This window comes from Sinisalibacter aestuarii, assembly GCF_027923545.1.
Taxonomy (GTDB): Bacteria; Pseudomonadota; Alphaproteobacteria; order Rhodobacterales; family Rhodobacteraceae; genus Sinisalibacter; species Sinisalibacter aestuarii.
On sequence record NZ_BROH01000008.1, the window covers coordinates 41,594 to 59,186 of the forward strand.

Below are 17,593 nucleotides of genomic sequence, written 5' to 3' on the forward strand. Positions count from 1 at the left end.
TTATCAACTCCAGGTGGGGAAGAACCTGCCCGCCGGGCTGAGGGTGAAGATCTCGGCCCCGGTCGCGCTGACGCCGATGGAATGCTCGAACTGGGCCGAGAGCGACTTGTCGCGGGTGACCGCCGTCCAGTCATCGGCGAGCACCTTGGTTTCGGGCCGGCCCAGGTTCACCATCGGTTCGATGGTGAAGAACATGCCCTCTTCCAGCACCGGTCCCTTACCGGGGCGGCCGTAATGCAGCACGTTGGGCGGCGCGTGGAACACCTGCCCGAGCCCATGACCGCAGAAATCGCGCACCACGCTCATCCGGTTCGCCTCGACGAAGCTCTGGATCGCGTAGCCGATATCGCCGAAAGTGTTGCCGGGCTTCACCGCCTCGATCCCGCGCATCAGGGCCTCGTGGGTGATCTCGATCAGCCGTTCGGCCTTGCGCGGCAGCTTGCCCGCCACATACATCCGGCTCGTGTCGCCGAACCAGCCATCGAGGATCACGGTTACGTCGATGTTGAGGATATCGCCGTCATGGATCTTCTTGTCGGACGGGATGCCGTGGCAGACCACGTGGTTGAGCGAGATGCAGGTGGCGTGCTTGTAGCCCTTGTAGCCGATGGTGGCCGAGGTTGCTCCGGCTTCTTCGACCCAGGTCTCGACCAGCTTGTCGAGCTCGCCGGTGGTGACGCCGGGCTGAACATGCGGGATGATCCGGTCGAGGATATCGGCCGCCAGCCGCCCCGCCTTGCGCATGCCTTCAAAATCCGCGTCTTCGTAGATGCGAATACCGTCCCGGGTGATGCGGCCGCGCGTATCCAATGCGCCTCTCCTTGCTGTCTTCGGCCTCTAGATAGGACAGAACGCCACTAAGGACCAGTGCATGAGGCGGTTTGCCTCTCGGTGCGGGCCTGTGCCGGTCAGGCGACCGGGAGCGCGACGGGAAGCTGCGGCCCCAGCGTCACGCCTTTGGGCGAGATGTTGGTGGAATGCGCGATCACCTCGACCCCGGCGCCATAGGCGGTCAGGAAGGCCTGCGCATAGCGCGGGTCGATGTCTTCGGCGATCCGCACTTCGCTGGCGTCGGTGCGCTGAACGAGGAAGAACACCGCCGCGCGGTGCCCCTGCTTGGCCATCAGCGCCAGTTCCAGCATATGCCGCGCGCCGCGCTCGGTCTTTGCGTCGGGAAACTCGGCGATGCCGGGGCGGCGGCAGAGGGTGACGGATTTTACCTCGACATAGGCGTCGGGCAGGTTCTCCGCCGAAAGCAGGAAGTCGATCCGGCTTTTCTCGCCGTATTTCACTTCGGCGCGCACATCGGTGTAGGCGTCGAGCGCGGGCACCTCGCGCGCCTCCAGCGCCGCTTTCAGCATCCGGTTCGGCACCGAGGTATCGACCCCGGTGAAATGCCCGTCATGATGCTCGACCAGCCGCCAGCCGTATCTGAGCTTTTTCTTCGGGTCGTCATTGGGTTCGAGCCAGATCCGCATACCCGGATTGGCGAGGCCCATCATCGAGCCGGGATTGGCGCAATGGGCGGTGATTTCACTGCCGTCATCCAGCCGGCAATCGGCGAGGAAACGCTTGTAGCGGCGGATCAGTGTGGCGGGTACGAGGGGGGATGCGAAGTCCATCCGGCGAAGATGGGGGCGGCGGTGGAGAATGTCCACCGCCCGCCTCAGTTCTCGCGGAACGCGGTGTTGAAATAGTCCGCCAGCGGCTTCATCAGGTAGGCGATCGGGCTGTGCTCGCCGGTTTGCAGATAGGCCTGCACAGGCATGCCGGGGATCAGCACCGACCCTTCCGGCAACTTTTCGATCTCGCCTTCCGAAATCTCGACCCGGGCGCGGTAATAGCTCTGCCCGGTGCGCTCGTCCTGGATCGCGTCGGGCGAGACGGAAATCACCCGGCCGAGGATTTCCGGCGTGCGCCGCGTGTCGAAGGCGGCGAAGCGCAGCGCCACGTCCTGGCCTGCATGGACCTGGTCGACATGGATCGTTTCGATCTGCAGGCCGATGATCAGCGGCTGGTCCTGCGGCACGAGATAGAGCACCGGCTGCGCGGGCTGGATCACCGATTGTTCGCCGAAAACGCGCAGCTCGTGAACCGCGCCCGAGCGCGGGGCGCGGATGTCGAGCCGGTTGAGCTGTTCGAGAAGCGCCCGGCGGCGTTCGGCCAGTTCCAGCTCGCGGCCCTCCTGCTCGGACAGTTCGGCAATCGCCTCTTCCCGGCTCTGGGCCTGAATGCGGATGATTTCGATTTCGATCTCGGTAATCCGACCTTCGGCCTGGGCGCGCGCGGCGACAATCTCGCCAGATGACCCTTCCAGGCTGGATTTTTCGCGTTCCAGCGCCAGCACCCTGCTTTGCTGCGTCAACCCGCGCTCGAACAGGGTGGTCTGGTTGGTGAGTTCTTCCTGGATGAAGGCGATCTGTTCGCGCAAGGCGTTGAGCTGGGCATCGAGCCCCTCGATCTGCGAGGCGATCTGCGCCTTGCGCTTGCCTAGCTGCTCGACCGAGGCGGCGAGGTTGTCGCGCCGCTGCGAAAAGAGCTTGCGATTGCTCTCCAGCATTTCGGCCACGTCGGGGCTGCTTGCGGCGACGGCCAGCAGGTCATCGCTGAAGGTGACCGCATCGCTGCCGTCGCGTTCCGCTTCGAGCCTGCCGCGGCGGGCCATCAGTTCGAAGAGCTGGCTCTGGACGATGGTCAGATCCGAGTTCAGCCGCTCGGGGTCGAGCCGGATCAGCACCTGCCCGGCTTCCACGATGTCGCCTTCGCGCACCAGGATCTCGTCGACCACGCCGCCATCGGGGTGCTGGACGACCTGCCGGTTCTGCTCCACCTCGATCGCGCCGTTGGCGACGATGGCGCCGGCGATGTTGGAGAGCACCGACCAGGTGCCGAAGCCCCCCACCAGCACGACGAGCGCGAGGATGCCGAGGATCACCGGCCCGCGCGCCGACCATGCCTTGAGCACCTGCGCCTCGGTCGCGCTCTCGCGGTTCTGCGGGTTGCCGAGCACCAGCACATCCTTGCTCACCTTCGTATGGGGCACCTGGCTGGCGGGTTTGTTTGCGTCTTTGTTCATCAGCTCACCCCGCCCGATTTGCCCTGCGCCACGGTCGAGCGGATCGCTTCGGCGTTCTGTACCGTGCGGTTCAGGATTTCGTCGCGCGGGCCAAAGGCTTTCGACATGCCGTGATCGAGCACCAGCAGAAGCTCGCACTCGGTGATGGCCGAGGGCCGGTGGGCCATGATCAGGATCGCGCCGCCCTGCGCCTTGACCTCGCGCACGGCGGTGTTGAGCGCCTGCGACCCCTCGTTGTCGAGGTTGGAGTTGGGTTCGTCGAGCACCAGGATCACCGGGTTGCCATACATCGCACGGGCCAGGCCGATGCGCTGCATCTGGCCGCCCGAGAGCATCCCGCCGCCGCCGGTGACCTTGGTGTCATAGCCGTCGGGGAGGCGCAGGATCATCTCATGCGCGGCGGCCTTTTTCGCCGCTTCCACCACCGCCGCATCGTCCGGTGTCATCGACAGCCCGGCGATGTTTTCGGCAATGGTGCCGTCGAAAAGCTGCACCCGCTGCGGCAGATAGCCGATATGCTGGCCGAGCGTGGCGGGCTCGAACTGGTCGAGCGCCGCGCCGTCGAGCCGGATCTTGCCGCCGGCGGGGCGCCAGACGCCGGTGATCGTGCGCGCGAGCGAGGATTTACCGGCGCCGGACGGACCGATGATCCCCAGCGCCTCGCCGGGATGCACCTCGAAGTTGATCATCCTGAGCGAAGCCTGCGACTGGCCGGGCGGCACCACGGTAAGGTTTTCGGCCTTGAGCAGACCGCGCGGGCGCGGCAGCCGGGTACGGGGCGCTTCCGGCGGCACTTCGCTCAGCAGTTCGACGAGCCGCTGCCAGCCGTGGCGGGCCCGCTGGACGAGCTGCCACTGGCCGATGGCCATGTCGATCGGGGCGAGCGCGCGGCCCAGCAGGATCGACCCGGCGATCATCGCGCCAGGGCTGAGTTCGCCGCGCAGCACCAGCCAGGCGCCAAGACCGAGCATCGCCGATTGCAGAAACATCCGGAACGTCTTCGAGATCGCGGCGAACTTGCCGGCCCGGTCGGATGACAGGATCGTATCGTTCAGGCTGGCGGCACGGGCCTGGTGCCAGCGTTCGAAGGCGGAATCGGACATGCCGAGGGCGCGCACCATCTCGGCCTCGCCGCGCAATTGCTCGGCCAGCTGGTCAGCCTTCATCGTGGCGGTGTTGGCGCTGGTGACGGGGCCGGAGGTGAGCAACTGGTTGAGAATGGTGATGAACACCAGCACGGCACCGCCGGACAGCGCGAGATAGCCGAGATAGGGGTGAAAGATCAGGATGCCGGCCAGGAAGATCGGCGTCCAGGGAATGTCGAACACGGCGGCGAAAACGGGCGACGACAGCAGCCGCTGCACCGATTCGAGGTCGCGCAGCGTGTTCGTCGTGCGCTGGCCGGTGCCGGCGGCCACCGCTTCGCGCCGGAGCACGGCGGAAAATACCCGGCGGTCGAGCCGGGCCTGAAAGGTGGCGCCGATACGGGCGAGCACGCGGCCCCGGGCATAGTCGAGCACACCCATGATCAGGAAGAAGAACGCCATCAGCAGCGTGAGGGCGATCAGCGTGGCTTCCGAGCGTGAGCCAAGCACCCGGTCATAGATCTGCAGCATGTAGATCGGGCCGGTGAGCATGAGGATGTTGACGAAGACGGAAAAGATCGCCGCCGCCCAGAACAGCGCACGGCTCTCCCGCCGTATGCCGCGAAGCTCACTTTCGCCTTTTTCTTTCTGGGCTGGGGTCATTCCGCGTGCGCCTGTCTTTTTTCAATTATGTCGTTTTGCAATCTCTCGTCCACAGACGATCGGCCTGTGGCGTCAGCTTATCCTACGGGATGTAAATTTTTTACCCTTCAATACCGAGAATGGACCGAAGTACACCCAGAAGCGAGTCTTCTCCAGCCGGTGTGCGCGTTGGACCGCCGATTCCGGGCTGTCGGGTGCCGGACTCGACGGTCGGCGGCGCGTCCGGGCGGATCATCGGCAGGGGATGCGCGGGCAGGTTTTCGTGCACCCGCGCCATCGTCTCGTGCCAGATCTCCGCGGGCAGGCCGCTGCCGGTGACGCCGGTGAGCGGCGTGTTGTCGTCATAGCCCATCCAAACCCCGGCCACGTAATCGGCGGTGAAGCCGAGGAACCAGGCGTCGCGTGCGGCGGTGGTGGTGCCGGTCTTGCCGGCTGCTTCGTGGGCGTCGAGCGCGGCGCGGCGGCCCGAGCCATCGGTGACCACACGGCTCATCATATAGATCAGCTGCTCCGCCGCCTGCGGGGTGATGACCCGTTCGCCGATGCCGCCGGCCTGTTCCATGAGCGGTGTGCTCTCGCCGAGCAGCCGCAGTTCGATCAGCCCGTAGGGTGTGACCGAGGAGCCGCCGTTGAGAATGCCGGCATAAGCGCCGGTCATTTCCAGCAGGGTCGATTCCGATGCGCCGAGGGCCAGCGCCGGGCCGGCGGCAAGGTCCGACTGGATGCCGAACATCGAGGCGACGGTGCGTACATTCTCGCGCCCCACCGCCTCGGAAAGCTTCACGGCGGGGATGTTGAGCGAATTGCGCAGCGCGTCGGTGAGGGTGACCCAGCCGCGGGTCTGGTTGTCGTAATTGGTCGGGCACCACTGGCCCGAACCGGGAATGCTCATGCAGAACGGCGCATCTTCGATCAGGCTGTCATAGCGCCAGCCGAGATCGAGCGCTGTGGCGTAGACGAAGGGCTTGAAGCTGGAGCCGGTCTGCCGCAGCGCCTGCGTGGCCCGGTTGAACGCGCCCGACACCTTCGTTTTGCGCCCGCCCACCATCGCGCGCACCGCGCCATCGGCGCTCATCACCACGATGGCGGCCTGCGCCTTCGATCCCGGGCTGACCTTGTTGTCGAATACCCAGGCCAGCGCCTCTTCGGCGGCGCGCTGCATATCCTGGTCGAAGGTGGTGCGGATGATCACGTCTTCGGTGGTGTCGCGGGTGAGGAAGGACGGGCCGGAGGACATCACCCAATCGGCAAAGTAGCCGCCCGCCCGCGCCTCGGCGGCCTCCGAAAGCTCGGCCGGATGTTCGCGGGCATAGGCCGCTTGCTGGGCGGTGAGATATCCCTGGTCCTCCATCAGCCGCAGCACGGTCAGCGCCCTGTCCCAGCTGCGTTGCAGGTTGTTGGTGGGATCGTAGCGGCTGGGGGCGGTGAGCGCGCCGGCGAGGATGGCCGCTTCGGCCGGGCGCACATCGGCGGCGGATTTGCCGAAATAGCGCTGGCTCGCCGCCTCGAAGCCATAGGCCCCGGCGCCGAGATAGGCGCGGTTGAGGTAGATGGTGAGGATCTCGTCCTTGGAAAACTTCGCCTCCAGCGCCGTCGCGTAGACCGCTTCCTTGATCTTGCGCCAGAGCGAGCTTTCGCGGCAATCGGCCTCGTATTCGGCTTCGGTCATCCCGCCGGCCGGATCGAAGGGCACGCCGAGGCAGAGCAGCTTGGCGACCTGCTGGGTGAGCGTCGAGCCGCCATGGCCCGAGAGCGGGCCGCGGCCTTCGGACAGGTTGATCCGCACCGCACTGGCGATGCCGCGCGGGCTGACGCCGAAATGGTTGTAGAAGCGTTTGTCTTCGGTGGCGACCACGGCGTTCTTCAGCGCGGGCGAGACGGTGTCGGCGGTAACGATCCCGCCGAACTGGTCGCCGCGCCAGGCGAAGATCTCGCCGTTGCGGTCCATCATCGTCACCGAGCCCTGCGCCCTTCCATCGACGAGCGAGGAGAGCGGCGGCATGGTCGAGGAGAAGTAAAATACGCCCCCGGCCACGAGCAGGCCGACCACCAGCAGGGCGACGACAGTCAGCTTGAAACCGAGCCGGAACAGCCAGCGGATCAGCGCCAGCGGCCAGGCGATGAAAAACGGACGGGTCCGTTTGGGCGGTTTGGCGGTGCGGCGCTTCGGCTTTCGGGGCTTCTTCGGCGGCGGAGACTTGGCCGGCTTCTTCTTGCCAGCCGCGCCCGGATAGCGCTTGTCCGCCACCAGCGGCGGCCGCCGGGAACCATTCTGTGCCATGTGTCTTTTCCGACCTGCTCTGTTTTGCGCGACCATAGCGACTCGGTGGCGCCAAGACGAGGGGGAAGCGCTCCCCGCATTGTGATCGGGTGCGGCCTGCACATCTTTTCATCGCCCAAAAAACAGGCAAATCGCCACGCGGTTGCGGAAAAACCGACGTATTGCCTGTTTTTCGTGCAAACGCCCCCCCTCGTTTTCTTGAGAGAGCGCGGTGCGAGGGGCTTGGCTGTCTTCGTAATCGCGCGGGGGATGCCTCGCTTCTGGCAAAAGGGGAAACACGTGAAACTGATCATTGCAGCGATCAAGCCGTTCAAGCTCGAGGAGGTGCGCGAGGCGCTCACCTCCATCGGCGTGCGCGGCATGATGGTGACGGAAATCAAGGGCTTCGGCACGCAGTCGGGCCACACCGAAATCTATCGCGGCGCCGAGTATGCCGTGAATTTCGTTCCCAAGGTGAAACTCGAAATCGTCGTCGCCGATGCGCTCGCCGAGCAGGTCGTCGAGACGATCGCGAAGACGGCCCAGACCGGCAAGATCGGTGACGGCAAGATCTTCACCCTGGATGTCGACAGCGCCCTGAGGGTGCGCACCGGCGAAACCGACGGCGACGCGCTCTGAGCCCGGCCGGAACGAGACAAAAGGACAAAAGACCGATGCAACTCAAGAAATTCCTTCCCCTCGCGGCCGCGGTGGTGCTTCTGCCCACCCTCGGCTTCGCGCAAGAGGCGGACATGACGCCGCCGAATGAAGAGATCGGCTATATCTTCACCACCTTCATGTTCCTGGTGACGGGCTTCCTCGTCATGTGGATGGGCGCGGGCTTTTCGATGCTCGAAGCGGGCCTCGTGCGCTCCAAGAACGTGACGATGCAGCTCACCAAGAACATCGCCCTCTTCGCCATCGCGGCGATCATGTATTACCTCATCGGCTACAACCTGATGTATCCGGGCGATGGCTGGACCATCACTAACGTGCTCGGCGCCTTCTCGCTGACCTCGCTGGAGCCGGTGGGCGGCTCGCCCGACACCGACCTCACCTATGCGTCGGTCGGCTCGGACTTCTTCTTCCAGCTGATGTTCTGCGCCACCACCGCCTCGATCGTTTCGGGTACCCTGGCCGAGCGCATCAAGCTGTGGCCCTTCCTGATCTTCACCATCGTCCTCACCGGCCTGATCTACCCGATCCAGGCGTCGTGGAAATGGGGCGGCGGCTTCCTTGACGCCAATTTCGGCTTCCTCGACTTCGCCGGTTCGACCGTGGTGCACTCGGTCGGTGGCTGGGCCGCGCTTGCCGGTGCCATCGTGCTCGGGCCGCGTATCGGCAAATATGGCAAGGACGGCAAGGTTAACGCCTTCCCGGGCTCGAACCTGACGCTGGCCACGCTCGGCACCTTCATCCTGTGGCTCGGCTGGTTCGGCTTCAACGGCGGCTCGCAGCTCTACATGGACACCGCCGGCAACGTCGCCGACATCTCGCGGATCTTCTCGAACACCAACACCGCGGCTGCCGGTGGCGCGCTCGCCGCGCTGATCCTGACCCAGCTCCTCTACAAGAAGGTCGACCTGACCATGGTGCTCAACGGCGCTCTCGCGGGCCTTGTCTCGATCACCGCCGAGCCGCTGACCCCGGGCCTGGGTGCCGCCACCCTGATCGGCGCCGTGGGCGGTGTGATCGTGGTCTTCGCCGTGCCGTTCCTCGACAAGCTCAAGATCGACGACGTGGTCGGCGCCATCCCGGTGCACCTCTTCGCCGGCATCTGGGGCACCATCGCCGTGGTTCTGACCAACTCCGACGCGACCATCGGAGGCCAGCTGATCTCGATCGTGATCGTCGCCGCCTTCGTCTTCATCGTCTCGCTGGTGGTCTGGTTCATCCTGAAAGCGGTCATGGGGATCCGCGTCTCGGAAGAAGACGAGGCGATGGGCCTCGACCGCGCCGAGCTCGGGATGGAAGCCTACCCCGAATTCACCAACGGCTAACGTTCCTTCCATACCAGCCGTGTGATAACTGGCCCGGGCGTTCGCGCCCGGGCTTTTTTGCGGAGCGGCTGCGCCGCGCAGGTTTGCCGGAGGGGGGCGCTGCCCCCCTGTGACCCCCCGAGGTATTTGAAGAACAGAGAAGCGAAACGCCGGGGCGTTTTCCCGCCCCGGCGTTTCGCTTCGTTTTCGGAGAGGGCGTCAGACGCCCGCGTCAACGATCGCGTCGGCCAGGATGTCGATGGTGCGTTCATTGAGGCCGGCGATGTTCATCCGGCTGTCGGCCACCATGTAGATGGCGTGTTTCTCGCGCATATAGGCCACCTGCTCCGGCGTTGCGCCGATGCGGGAAAACATGCCGCGATGCTCGGCGATGAAGCCGAACCGGTCGGACCCGGTGCGGCTGCGCAGCGCGTCGGCGAGCTTTGTGCGCAGGTTGAGCATGCTCTTGCGCACGTCTTCCAGCTCGCCTGCCCAGTCGGCCCTGAGTGCCGGATCGTCGAGGATCATCTGCACCAGCCGCGCGCCGTGATCGGGCGGGAAGGAGAAGTTCTGCCGGTTGAGATGGGCGAGGGATTGCTGGGTCAGCGCCGTCGATTTCGCGTTCGGCGCCATGGCGATGAGCAGGCCGGTGCGCTCGCGGTAGAGGCCGAAATTCTTCGAGCAGGAAGCCGCGATCATCGCTTCCGGCAGGCGCGCGGCGATGAGGCGGGTGCCTGCCGCGTCTTCCTCCAGCCCGTCGCCGAAGCCCTGATAGGCGATGTCGATCAGCGGCACCGCGCCTTTTTCCTCCAGGAGCGTCGCCACCTCATCCCATTGCGGCAGGGTGAGGTTGGCGCCGGTGGGGTTGTGGCAGGCGCCGTGCAGCAGCACCACGTCGCCCGTTTTCACGCCGGCCAGATCTTCCATCATGCCGGCGAAATCGACGGCGCGGTTTTCGTCGTCGAAATAGCGGTACTCGGTCATCTTCATCCCGAGATGCCGGATGATCGAGGGATGGTTCGGCCAGGTCGGGGCCGAGAGCCAGACGGTGGCGTCCGGCGTCGCCATCCGGATCAGCTCCAGCGCCTGGTGGATCGCCCCGGTGCCGCCGGGCTGGGCGGCGAGGGCGAGCCGGCTGTCTTCGACCGCGTCGCCCAGAACGAGGCCGGACAGCGCCTTGCCGAAGGCGGGGTCGCCTGCCAGGGCGGTATAGGTCTTGGTGGTTTCGCGTTCCCAGAGCTGCTTTTCGGCCTCCTTCACCGCCCGCATCACGGGGGTGTTGCCGGACGCGTCCTTGTAGACGCCCACGCCGAGATCGACCTTGTTCTCGCGCGGATCGGCGCGGAACTCGGCCATCAGCGCGATGATCTTGTCGGCGGGCAGCTCGTGGAGGTGTTCAAACATGGGAGGATTCCTATTCTCCGGTTGCGACGATGAGGTCGTTATACATGCCCCATTCGGCCCATGCGCCATCGTAGACGGCGTGGCGTTCATGGCCGATCAGGGTAAGGGCAAGGTCGAGGATCGCGGCGTTGATGCCCGAGCCGCAGGAGGCGATCGCGGGTTTCGACAGATCCACCCCCGCCGCCTCGAACAGCGCCTTCAGCTCGCCGGGCGATTTCATCGTACCGTCCTCGGTGAGCAGCGTCATCCAGGGCACGTTTTTCGAGCCGGGGATATGGCCCATGCGCAGGCCGGGCCTGGGTTCCGGGGCCTCGCCGCGGAAACGGTCGGCGACGCGGGCGTCGATGATTTCCCAGCCGCCGAGCTTGGCGGCGGCGGCCACTTCGGTGACGTCCTTCACCATGTCGAACTGCTTGTGCACGGTCATGTGCCGGTCGCGGATCACCGGCGCGGCGTCGGTCACCGGGCGGCCCTCGGCCTGCCATTTCGGCAGCCCGCCATCGAGCACGGCGATGCTGGTCTTGCCGAAATAGCGGAAGGTCCACCACACGCGCGGAGCCGAGAAGATGCCGGCGCTGTCATAGACCACCACCTGGTGCCCGTCGCCCACGCCCATCGCGCGCATCCGGCTCATGAATTTCTCGACCGGTGGCAGCATATGCGGCAGCGGTGAGCGCAGATCGGCGATCTCGTCGATGTCGAAGAAACGGGCGCCGGGAATATGGGCGGCCTCGTATTCGGCCTTCGGGTCGCGGTCCACCGTCGGCAGGAACCAGGAGGCGTCGAGCAGGCGCAGATCGGCATCGTCGAGATGGCGGGCGAGCCAATCGGTCGAAACCAGTGTTTTCGGGTCGTTATACGCCATGGACTCCCCTCCGCTTTCCACGCAACTGCCTACTCACAGAGGCCGGGGGAGGCAAGGGGTATGCCTGTCAGCCGGGCGGGCCCAGAAGCCGCATCGCGCCGGCGGCGAGGGCCGGGGCAAGGCCGGGGCCGAGCGGCTGGTGCCCGGCAAGGAGGCGGTAGAGCAGCGGGGCATAGATCATGTCGAGCACCACCTCGATCTCGCCGGGCGGTGCGATCTCACCCCGTCCGGCGGCCTCGGCGATCAGCGTCCGCCCCGCCTCGCGCGACGACAGGATCACGCGGTTGCGGAAGGCGCGGGTGAACTCGCTCTCGGGGTCGGCGGTGGCGAGCGCCATGGCGATCTGGCGTCCGCGGGTGGTGGCAAAGGCCCGCACCAGCGCGGCGATCTGGGCGGTGAGCGCGGCCTCCAGCCCGGACTCGCCCGCGCCGCCGGTGGCGGGAAATCCGGCCATCAGCGCCTCCATCGCCAGTTCGGACGCATTGGCCCAATGGCGGTAGATCGTCGGCTTGCCCACGCCTGAGCGCTGGGCAACGGCCTCGATGCTGAGCCGTCCGAAGCCTTCATGCATCAGGATCGCATGTGCCGCCGTCAATGCCTTGTCGCGCGCGGCGCGGCTGGGCGGGCGACCGCGCCGGGTGGGGGATATGGCCGGGTCTTGACTCATTTCTTTACGATACGTAACGTAATTGTGTGCGCAATGCAAGGAGGCCCGCCATGTCGCTCACGCCTTATCTCGTTGTCGGCAATGCCGAGGCGGCCATCGCTTTCTACATCGCGGCTTTCGGCGCAGAGGAAGACTTTCGCATGACCGATCCGGGCGACGGGCGCATCGGCCATGCCGAGCTGACCATCGGTGCGGCCCGGTTCATGCTGGCGGATGAATATCCCGATTTCGGCGCGCTCTCGCCCGATTCTATCGGCGGCACGCCGGTGACGCTGCACCTGGCGCTGGACGATGTGGATGCCACCGTGGCGCGGGCCGAAGCCGAGGGCGCGCTGGTTCTGCGCGCGCCCGCCGATCACAGCTTTGGTGAGAGAACGGCGACCCTCGTCGATCCGTTCGGTCACCGCTGGACGCTGGCGCAGGAGATCGAGGCAGTCGCGCCCGAGGAGATGCAACGCCGCTGGGAGAACGAGACCGGCGCGTGAGGGCAGGCCCCGGCGCCGGGCCGGGGCCCGATCTGTTATTTTGCCATCATCGACTTGATGACGCCGATCACGGCCATGATCACGCCGCCGCCGACGCCGCCCGAGGCGATCGAGCCGACGATGGAGCCCACGTCAAGCCCGCCATCGGCGGCGCTTGCCAGCCCGCCTGCGCCCATCATGGTCAGAAGCTGCCCGCCGAGGCCGCCCCCGACGATGCCCGCAATCGAGTTGCCCAGCGTGCCGAGGCTGAGGTTTTTCGCGACGCCGCCGACGAGATTGCCGCCGACCGCGCCAGAGATCAGGCTGATGATAAGCTGTTCCATGCGTCCTTCCCTTCACGCGGGCTTGTGTGAAGCGTGCGACGGCGCCCGCGACCTGTTCGCGCTGTGAGTGTAGCGCAGGATGCGGAATACCCCTATGGGGAGTTTCGGCCTCAGCTTCCCCGTGTGGCGGCGCGCCTGAGCGCCCGCTCCAGCCCGTCGCGAAAGCGCGCCCGGTCGGTCTTGGAGAAGGGCCGCCCGCCGCCCTGGCGGAACGGATCGGCGGCGCGCAGATCGGCCATCAGATCGCGGGTGGCGAGCGCCGTGCCGATATTGGCCTCGGTGAATGCCTCGCCATTGTGGCGCAGCACTTCCGCCCCGGCGGCGACGGCTTTGGCCGCGAGCGGGATGTCGCCCGTCACCACCACGTCGCCCGGGCCGGCGCGCTCGGCGATCCACTTGTCGGCCTCGTCGGCGCCGTGGTCGACATAGACCATCTCGACCAGCGGATTGGCGGAGGGCCGAAGCCCGCCATTGGAGACGAAGGCGATCTTCACCCGGTTGCGGGTGGCGATCTGTTCGGCCTCGGCTTTCACCGGGCAGGCATCGGCATCGACATAGATCATGGCCGCTCCATAGCCGGTTTGCCGCGCTCTGGACAGCCTGCGAATGCGGGTGTTCAATTGCGCCATGATCCGCAATTACGCCGACCATGCCTCGAACGAGCGCACCTTCCTTGCCTGGGTGCGCACCACCATCGCGGTGGTGGGCTTCGGGGTGGCCGCCGCGCGCCTTGGCGGGGCCGCGCCCTCGCCCTGGGCAGATGCGGCGATGCTCGGTTCCGGCGCGCTGGTGGTGGCGCTGGCCTATCTGCGGATGCGGATGATCCGGCTGCGGATCGACAGCGGCGCCGAGGCCGACGATGCCGGCCCGCGCGCCGATGCGATGCTGGCGATTCTGGTGATCGCTTTTTTCGGCCTGCTCGGCACATTTGCCCTGCGCCTCAGCGTCTAGGCCACGGTGGAAATCAGGGTCTCCGACGAGGCCCGCTGCGGCAGAACGCCGTTATGCCGGGCGTGGCGGGCGCGGCCCCGGCAGCGGTCCGCCGTCTTCGCGCCCGGATCACCCGCCGCCGATCAGCGCGCCTGCGGCGAAGACCAGCGCACCGCCCAGCACCACCTGAAAGGTTGCCCGCAGGAATGGCGTTTCCATGAAGCGGTTCTGAATCCAGACGATGGCCCAGAGCTCGACGAAGACCACCACCATGGCGATGATCGTCGCGGTCCAGAAATGCGGGATCAGGTAGGGCAGGGCGTGGCCGAGCCCGCCGAGCGCGGTCATCACGCCCGAGGCGATGCCGCGCTTGAGCGGGCTGCCGCGCCCCGACAGCTCGCCATCGTCCGACGCCGCTTCGGTGAAGCCCATCGAGATGCCCGCGCCGATACTGGCGGCGAGGCCGACGAGAAAGGTGGTGTGGGTGTTCTGGGTGGCGAAGGCGGTGGCGAAGATCGGTGCCAGCGTCGAGACCGAGCCGTCCATCAGCCCGGCCAGGCCCGGCTGCACCCAGGTGAGCACGAATTGCCGGTGCGCCGAGCGGTCTTCCTCCGCGCGTGCCTCGCCGCTGAGATACCTGGCTTCCAACTCGCCGGCGAGCTCGTTATGCCCGGCCTCCGCCGCCGCGAGATCGCCCAGGAGCTTGCGGGTCTCGGCATCGGTCGAGCGGTCGGCGGCCTTGCGGTAGAATTGCTCCGCCTGCCGCTCCATCTCGCTCGCCTCCGAGCGCATCCGCTCCAGCCCGAGATTCTCGATCAGCCAGATCGGGTTGCGGGCATAGAAGCCCGATACGTGCTCGCGCCGGATCAGCGGGATGACATCGCCAAAGCGGCGCTGATGGGCTTCGATCAGCCGGCGGCGGTGTTCGTCCTCCTCGACCGCCATTTCTTCGAACACCTTGGCGGAGCTGGGAAATTCTTCCCTGAGCCGCTCGGCATACTGGCGGTAGATCCGCGCATCGTCCTCTTCGTTCGAGATTGCGAGCGCGAGAACTTCCTGTTCGGAAAGGTCGCCGAAACGGCGCCGTCCGCTGCTTACACCGGGGATCATCCGGGGGCCTCCTGTCTGGAACGGCTCTAAACTAGCGATCAGGGGCCGCCACGCAAGGGCCAGATGGCCTTGGGGGCGCGGGGTATGGCCGGAATGCCCGACATGGGCCACCGATCCGGCTGCATGGGGGCGGATCTCCGGTTCTCCGGACATCCACTTATCCGGAGAACTGGTTTTCCGGAAATCTCGCAACCTACTGAAAATAATTCAGTAATACAGTCATCCCGGTTGCCGGGTAAGGCTTTGTTCACCTCTCCGACGCGCCATCTGATCCCGGTGCCGGCGCAGGGCCGCCCGCCAAACCGGGCGTCAGTCTACCCGCCGCACATGGATGTGGTTGCCCTCGCGCTTGGTCTCGAACCGCTTGAGTTCGCGGATCAGGTCCGAAAGCTTGGCTTTGCCATAGGTTCGCGTGTCGAAGTCGCGGGTGTCGGCCTGGATTGTCTGGCCGATCAGGCCGAGTTGATACCACTCGCCGTCCTGGTCGATCTTTTCCATCGCCCGCAGGATCAGCGGCACCGCCTCGACGGGCGGGCGCTTGGCCGATGTGCCGCTGCTGCCGCCCTTGCTCGGGGTCTCGGCAGGTTCTTCGACGATATTCTCGATCATCACGAAGCGGGTGCAGACGTTGCGCAAGGATTCGGGTGTCTTGCCCTCGCCGATGCCGATCACGTCGAGCCCCTGCTCGCGGATCCGGTTGGCGAGCGCGGTAAAGTCGCTGTCGGACGAGACCAGCACGAAGCCGTCGAACCGGCCCGTATGCAGCAGGTCCATCGCGTCGATGACGAGGCCGATATCGGAGGCGTTCTTGCCCTTGGTGTTGGCCGTTTCCTGATGCGCGACGAGGCCGAGCGCATGCACCTTTTTGGACCAGGGCTGAAGTCGCGGGGCCGCCCAGTCGCCATAGACGCGGCGCAGGGCCGGTTCGCCGTAAGCGGTAATTTCCTTCAGGATCGCCTCGGCGTGGCGGGCGGGGATATTGTCGGCGTCGATGAGAACGGCGAGGAGGGGGGATTTGTTGTCTTTCATGCGTACAAGGTGGGGCCGCGCGCGCCGCCACTCAAGAGCGATTTACGCCTGTCGCGAACGGTCGTGCAGATCGGTGGCGTAACGGTCGCGGTAGCGCATGAAAAACGCCGCCGCAGGCAGGCTGCGACGGCGCGAATGGTCGGCTTTTGGGTGCGATCAGTCCTTGTAGACGGAGTGGCAGGCCTGGCAGGCGCCGCCGAGCCCGCCCATCGCGGCGCCGAGTGCCTCGGCGCTGTCGACCGCGGCACCCGCTTCGGCGGCCATTTGCAGATTGTTCGCCTTGGACACGAAATCGTCCCAGTTTTCCCAGATCGCATCCTTGGCGTCGCTTTCCGGGTCGGTGTTCGACTGCGGCTCGAACAGCACCGGCACGGTTGCGGCTTTTTCGGCGATCTCGGCAAAAGCGGTCTGGGCGGCGGCGGCATCGAAGGCTACGGCGCCCTTGGCCATCTGCGTGAGCGCCTTCACATCGGCGCCGATCAGGCCCATCGTCTCCTTGCGCGCGATCACTTCCGGGTCTTGCGCGGCGGCGAAAGCGGCGGTCGCGACCGTGCCGAAAGCGAAAGCGGCGACGAGGGCGGATTTGCGGTTAAACATTGATAATCGTCCTTTTTTCGGGGTATCCGCGCGCAGACTAGCGGCGTGCCGGTGAGGGTCTAGTCACATCATCGTCAGATGCGGCAACTCGGCGCTGGCTTGCCGGGGGGGAGACGTGGCAAAAGGGCGCGCATGACAGTGATCGCACAAAATACGCTCATGGATGCCGCTTATGCAGGCCCTTCGTGGCACCGCGAGGTGGCCGAGGATCTGGCCGCGCGCCTGACTCCTCCATCGGATTTTCCCTGCACCTTTTCGCAAAACGCCTTCCGGCGCGGTCTCGTCGATCTGATCTTCGTCGAGGCGCTGGACGAGGTGGGCCGGGCGCAATTGCGCGCCGACATGCTCGCCTATATCGCGGCGGCGAAAAAGTGGGACGGGCAGGTCAACACCGCCCGCCCGCTGGTGGTCGCCTTCTCGCGGGACGCGGCCAGCGCCGATACGGTCGAGGGCTATCATGCCATTGGCTGGGAGGTGCTGCAGGATTGGCACGACCATGACCCCGAGCCATGGCCCGAGGGCGTGGCCACCGACCCGATGGCGCCCTACTGGTCGATGTGCTTCGGCGGTATCCAGCTATTCGTGAACTTTTCGTCCCCCGCGCATGAGCAGCGGAAATCGCGCAATCTGGGGCGGCATTTCCTGTTTATCGTCAATCCGCGCGAACGGTTTGACATGGTGGCGGGCGACACGCCCGAAGGCAACCGCATCCGCCAGGTGATCCGCGACCGCGCCGAAGCCTATGACGGCATTCCTCATGCGCTGGAACTGGGCAGCTACCAGAAAGGCGAGATCGAGTGGTGGCAATACGGCGTGACCGATGACAACCACGAGCGCGCCGACCGCTGCCCGATGAAGATGCGGGCGACGTGAGGTGGTCGCGCGCCGTGCGCCGTCGCGGGCATTGAAGTGACCGTGGAAGGTATTCTCACTCTGATCTTCGGCCTTCTGATTTTCGCCGGCATGCTCTGGTTGTATATTTTCTTGCCGGCGGACATGGCGGCCAGACGCAATCGCAGCGCATTTGTATGGGTGCTCATTTCGCTGGTTGGCAGCCCGTTGCTTGCAATCCTGCTCCTCATAGCCCTTGGAGCCAGTCCGGACCCCGGTTCGGACTGAC

Annotated in this window: 19 protein-coding genes; 6 read left to right on the forward strand and 13 right to left on the reverse strand. The window is 65.9% G+C overall.

Features of this window, described 5'->3' with window-relative positions:
• Positions 1-3: 3 nt before the first annotated feature.
• The 5 genes from map to QMG28_RS13505 form a co-directional block, all read right to left on the reverse strand.
• Entirely contained in the window at positions 4-810 is an 807-nt protein-coding gene (map, locus tag QMG28_RS13485) for a type I methionyl aminopeptidase (RefSeq protein ID WP_281842839.1), read from the reverse strand.
• A gap of 98 nt (positions 811-908) precedes the next feature.
• Complete coding sequence (gene sfsA / locus QMG28_RS13490) at positions 909-1,622, reverse strand: DNA/RNA nuclease SfsA (RefSeq protein ID WP_281842840.1); 714 nt, start codon at positions 1,620-1,622, stop codon at positions 909-911.
• A 44-nt stretch (positions 1,623-1,666) separates the two neighbouring features.
• Complete coding sequence (locus QMG28_RS13495) at positions 1,667-3,076, reverse strand: HlyD family type I secretion periplasmic adaptor subunit (RefSeq protein WP_281842841.1); 1,410 nt, start codon at positions 3,074-3,076, stop codon at positions 1,667-1,669.
• Positions 3,076-4,824, reverse strand: coding sequence for a type I secretion system permease/ATPase (locus QMG28_RS13500; protein ID WP_281842842.1), 1,749 nt, complete (start codon positions 4,822-4,824; stop codon positions 3,076-3,078). Before QMG28_RS13500 ends, QMG28_RS13495 begins: the two co-directional genes overlap by 1 nt.
• Before the next feature lie 100 nt (positions 4,825-4,924).
• Positions 4,925-7,105, reverse strand: coding sequence for a transglycosylase domain-containing protein (locus tag QMG28_RS13505; RefSeq protein WP_281842843.1), 2,181 nt, complete (start codon positions 7,103-7,105; stop codon positions 4,925-4,927).
• 279 nt (positions 7,106-7,384) lie between these two features.
• Here QMG28_RS13505 and QMG28_RS13510 point away from each other — a divergent pair, with 279 nt between their 5' ends.
• Positions 7,385-7,723, forward strand: coding sequence for a P-II family nitrogen regulator (locus tag QMG28_RS13510; RefSeq protein WP_281842844.1), 339 nt, complete (start codon positions 7,385-7,387; stop codon positions 7,721-7,723).
• Positions 7,724-7,758: 35 nt separating this feature from the next.
• On the forward strand, positions 7,759-9,084 hold the full coding sequence (locus QMG28_RS13515) for an ammonium transporter (RefSeq protein ID WP_281842845.1): 1,326 nt from the start codon (positions 7,759-7,761) through the stop codon (positions 9,082-9,084).
• A gap of 198 nt (positions 9,085-9,282) precedes the next feature.
• On the opposite strand, the gene QMG28_RS13520 is transcribed toward QMG28_RS13515, so the two are convergent.
• From QMG28_RS13520 to QMG28_RS13530, 3 genes are all read right to left on the reverse strand, one after another.
• Positions 9,283-10,467, reverse strand: a complete 1,185-nt coding sequence (locus QMG28_RS13520) for an amino acid aminotransferase (RefSeq protein ID WP_281842846.1) — start codon at positions 10,465-10,467, stop codon at positions 9,283-9,285.
• A gap of 10 nt (positions 10,468-10,477) precedes the next feature.
• Positions 10,478-11,332 (reverse strand): 3-mercaptopyruvate sulfurtransferase, encoded by an 855-nt coding sequence (sseA, locus tag QMG28_RS13525; RefSeq protein WP_281842847.1) that lies wholly within the window; start codon positions 11,330-11,332, stop codon positions 10,478-10,480.
• A gap of 67 nt (positions 11,333-11,399) precedes the next feature.
• A complete protein-coding gene (locus QMG28_RS13530; protein WP_281842848.1) occupies positions 11,400-11,999 on the reverse strand; it encodes a TetR/AcrR family transcriptional regulator in 600 nt (199 codons plus the stop codon).
• Positions 12,000-12,049: 50 nt separating this feature from the next.
• On the opposite strand from QMG28_RS13530, the gene QMG28_RS13535 reads away from it, so the two are divergent.
• Positions 12,050-12,484 carry a VOC family protein gene (locus QMG28_RS13535; protein ID WP_281842849.1) on the forward strand — a complete coding sequence of 145 codons (435 nt, stop codon included), beginning with the start codon at positions 12,050-12,052 and terminating at the stop codon, positions 12,482-12,484.
• 35 nt (positions 12,485-12,519) lie between these two features.
• On the opposite strand, the gene QMG28_RS13540 is transcribed toward QMG28_RS13535, so the two are convergent.
• Positions 12,520-12,807: a hypothetical protein gene (locus QMG28_RS13540; protein WP_281842850.1), complete on the reverse strand. Its 288-nt coding sequence runs from the start codon at positions 12,805-12,807 to the stop codon at positions 12,520-12,522.
• 110 nt (positions 12,808-12,917) lie between these two features.
• Positions 12,918-13,370: a YaiI/YqxD family protein gene (locus tag QMG28_RS13545; RefSeq protein ID WP_281842851.1), complete on the reverse strand. Its 453-nt coding sequence runs from the start codon at positions 13,368-13,370 to the stop codon at positions 12,918-12,920.
• Between the two features lie 64 nt (positions 13,371-13,434).
• On the opposite strand from QMG28_RS13545, the gene QMG28_RS13550 reads away from it, so the two are divergent.
• On the forward strand, positions 13,435-13,758 hold the full coding sequence (locus QMG28_RS13550; RefSeq protein WP_281842852.1) for a DUF202 domain-containing protein: 324 nt from the start codon (positions 13,435-13,437) through the stop codon (positions 13,756-13,758).
• A gap of 108 nt (positions 13,759-13,866) precedes the next feature.
• Here QMG28_RS13550 and mbfA read toward each other — a convergent pair whose 3' ends face one another.
• The 3 genes from mbfA to QMG28_RS13565 all read right to left on the reverse strand — a co-directional run bounded on the left by mbfA (position 13,867) and on the right by QMG28_RS13565 (position 16,473).
• Positions 13,867-14,847, reverse strand: coding sequence for an iron exporter MbfA (gene mbfA, locus QMG28_RS13555; RefSeq protein WP_281842853.1), 981 nt, complete (start codon positions 14,845-14,847; stop codon positions 13,867-13,869).
• Positions 14,848-15,156: 309 nt separating this feature from the next.
• Positions 15,157-15,876, reverse strand: a complete 720-nt coding sequence (locus QMG28_RS13560; protein ID WP_281842854.1) for an NYN domain-containing protein — start codon at positions 15,874-15,876, stop codon at positions 15,157-15,159.
• A 156-nt stretch (positions 15,877-16,032) separates the two neighbouring features.
• Positions 16,033-16,473, reverse strand: a complete 441-nt coding sequence (locus QMG28_RS13565) for a cytochrome c (RefSeq protein ID WP_281842855.1) — start codon at positions 16,471-16,473, stop codon at positions 16,033-16,035.
• A gap of 132 nt (positions 16,474-16,605) precedes the next feature.
• Between QMG28_RS13565 and QMG28_RS13570 the strand changes: the two genes are divergently transcribed.
• Complete coding sequence (locus tag QMG28_RS13570; protein WP_281842856.1) at positions 16,606-17,346, forward strand: YqcI/YcgG family protein; 741 nt, start codon at positions 16,606-16,608, stop codon at positions 17,344-17,346.
• A 42-nt stretch (positions 17,347-17,388) separates the two neighbouring features.
• Positions 17,389-17,592: a hypothetical protein gene (locus QMG28_RS13575; protein WP_281842857.1), complete on the forward strand. Its 204-nt coding sequence runs from the start codon at positions 17,389-17,391 to the stop codon at positions 17,590-17,592.
• The last annotated feature ends 1 nt before the right edge of the window (position 17,593 follow it).

Bases quoted from the DNA above. Each gene is read 5' to 3' on its own strand.
- sfsA (WP_281842840.1), bottom strand. From the start codon at position 1,622: ATGGACTTCGCATCCCCCCTCGTACCCGCCACACTGATCCGCCGCTAC.
- QMG28_RS13495 (WP_281842841.1), bottom strand. From the start codon at position 3,076: ATGAACAAAGACGCAAACAAACCCGCCAGCCAGGTGCCCCATACGAAG.
- QMG28_RS13500 (WP_281842842.1), bottom strand. From the start codon at position 4,824: ATGACCCCAGCCCAGAAAGAAAAAGGCGAAAGTGAGCTTCGCGGCATA.
- QMG28_RS13505 (WP_281842843.1), bottom strand. From the start codon at position 7,105: ATGGCACAGAATGGTTCCCGGCGGCCGCCGCTGGTGGCGGACAAGCGC.
- QMG28_RS13515 (WP_281842845.1), top strand. From the start codon at position 7,759: ATGCAACTCAAGAAATTCCTTCCCCTCGCGGCCGCGGTGGTGCTTCTG.
- QMG28_RS13520 (WP_281842846.1), bottom strand. From the start codon at position 10,467: ATGTTTGAACACCTCCACGAGCTGCCCGCCGACAAGATCATCGCGCTG.
- sseA (WP_281842847.1), bottom strand. From the start codon at position 11,332: ATGGCGTATAACGACCCGAAAACACTGGTTTCGACCGATTGGCTCGCC.
- QMG28_RS13530 (WP_281842848.1), bottom strand. From the start codon at position 11,999: ATGAGTCAAGACCCGGCCATATCCCCCACCCGGCGCGGTCGCCCGCCC.
- QMG28_RS13535 (WP_281842849.1), top strand. From the start codon at position 12,050: ATGTCGCTCACGCCTTATCTCGTTGTCGGCAATGCCGAGGCGGCCATC.
- QMG28_RS13540 (WP_281842850.1), bottom strand. From the start codon at position 12,807: ATGGAACAGCTTATCATCAGCCTGATCTCTGGCGCGGTCGGCGGCAAT.
- QMG28_RS13545 (WP_281842851.1), bottom strand. From the start codon at position 13,370: ATGATCTATGTCGATGCCGATGCCTGCCCGGTGAAAGCCGAGGCCGAA.
- QMG28_RS13550 (WP_281842852.1), top strand. From the start codon at position 13,435: ATGATCCGCAATTACGCCGACCATGCCTCGAACGAGCGCACCTTCCTT.
- mbfA (WP_281842853.1), bottom strand. From the start codon at position 14,847: ATGATCCCCGGTGTAAGCAGCGGACGGCGCCGTTTCGGCGACCTTTCC.
- QMG28_RS13560 (WP_281842854.1), bottom strand. From the start codon at position 15,876: ATGAAAGACAACAAATCCCCCCTCCTCGCCGTTCTCATCGACGCCGAC.
- QMG28_RS13565 (WP_281842855.1), bottom strand. From the start codon at position 16,473: ATGTTTAACCGCAAATCCGCCCTCGTCGCCGCTTTCGCTTTCGGCACG.
- QMG28_RS13570 (WP_281842856.1), top strand. From the start codon at position 16,606: ATGACAGTGATCGCACAAAATACGCTCATGGATGCCGCTTATGCAGGC.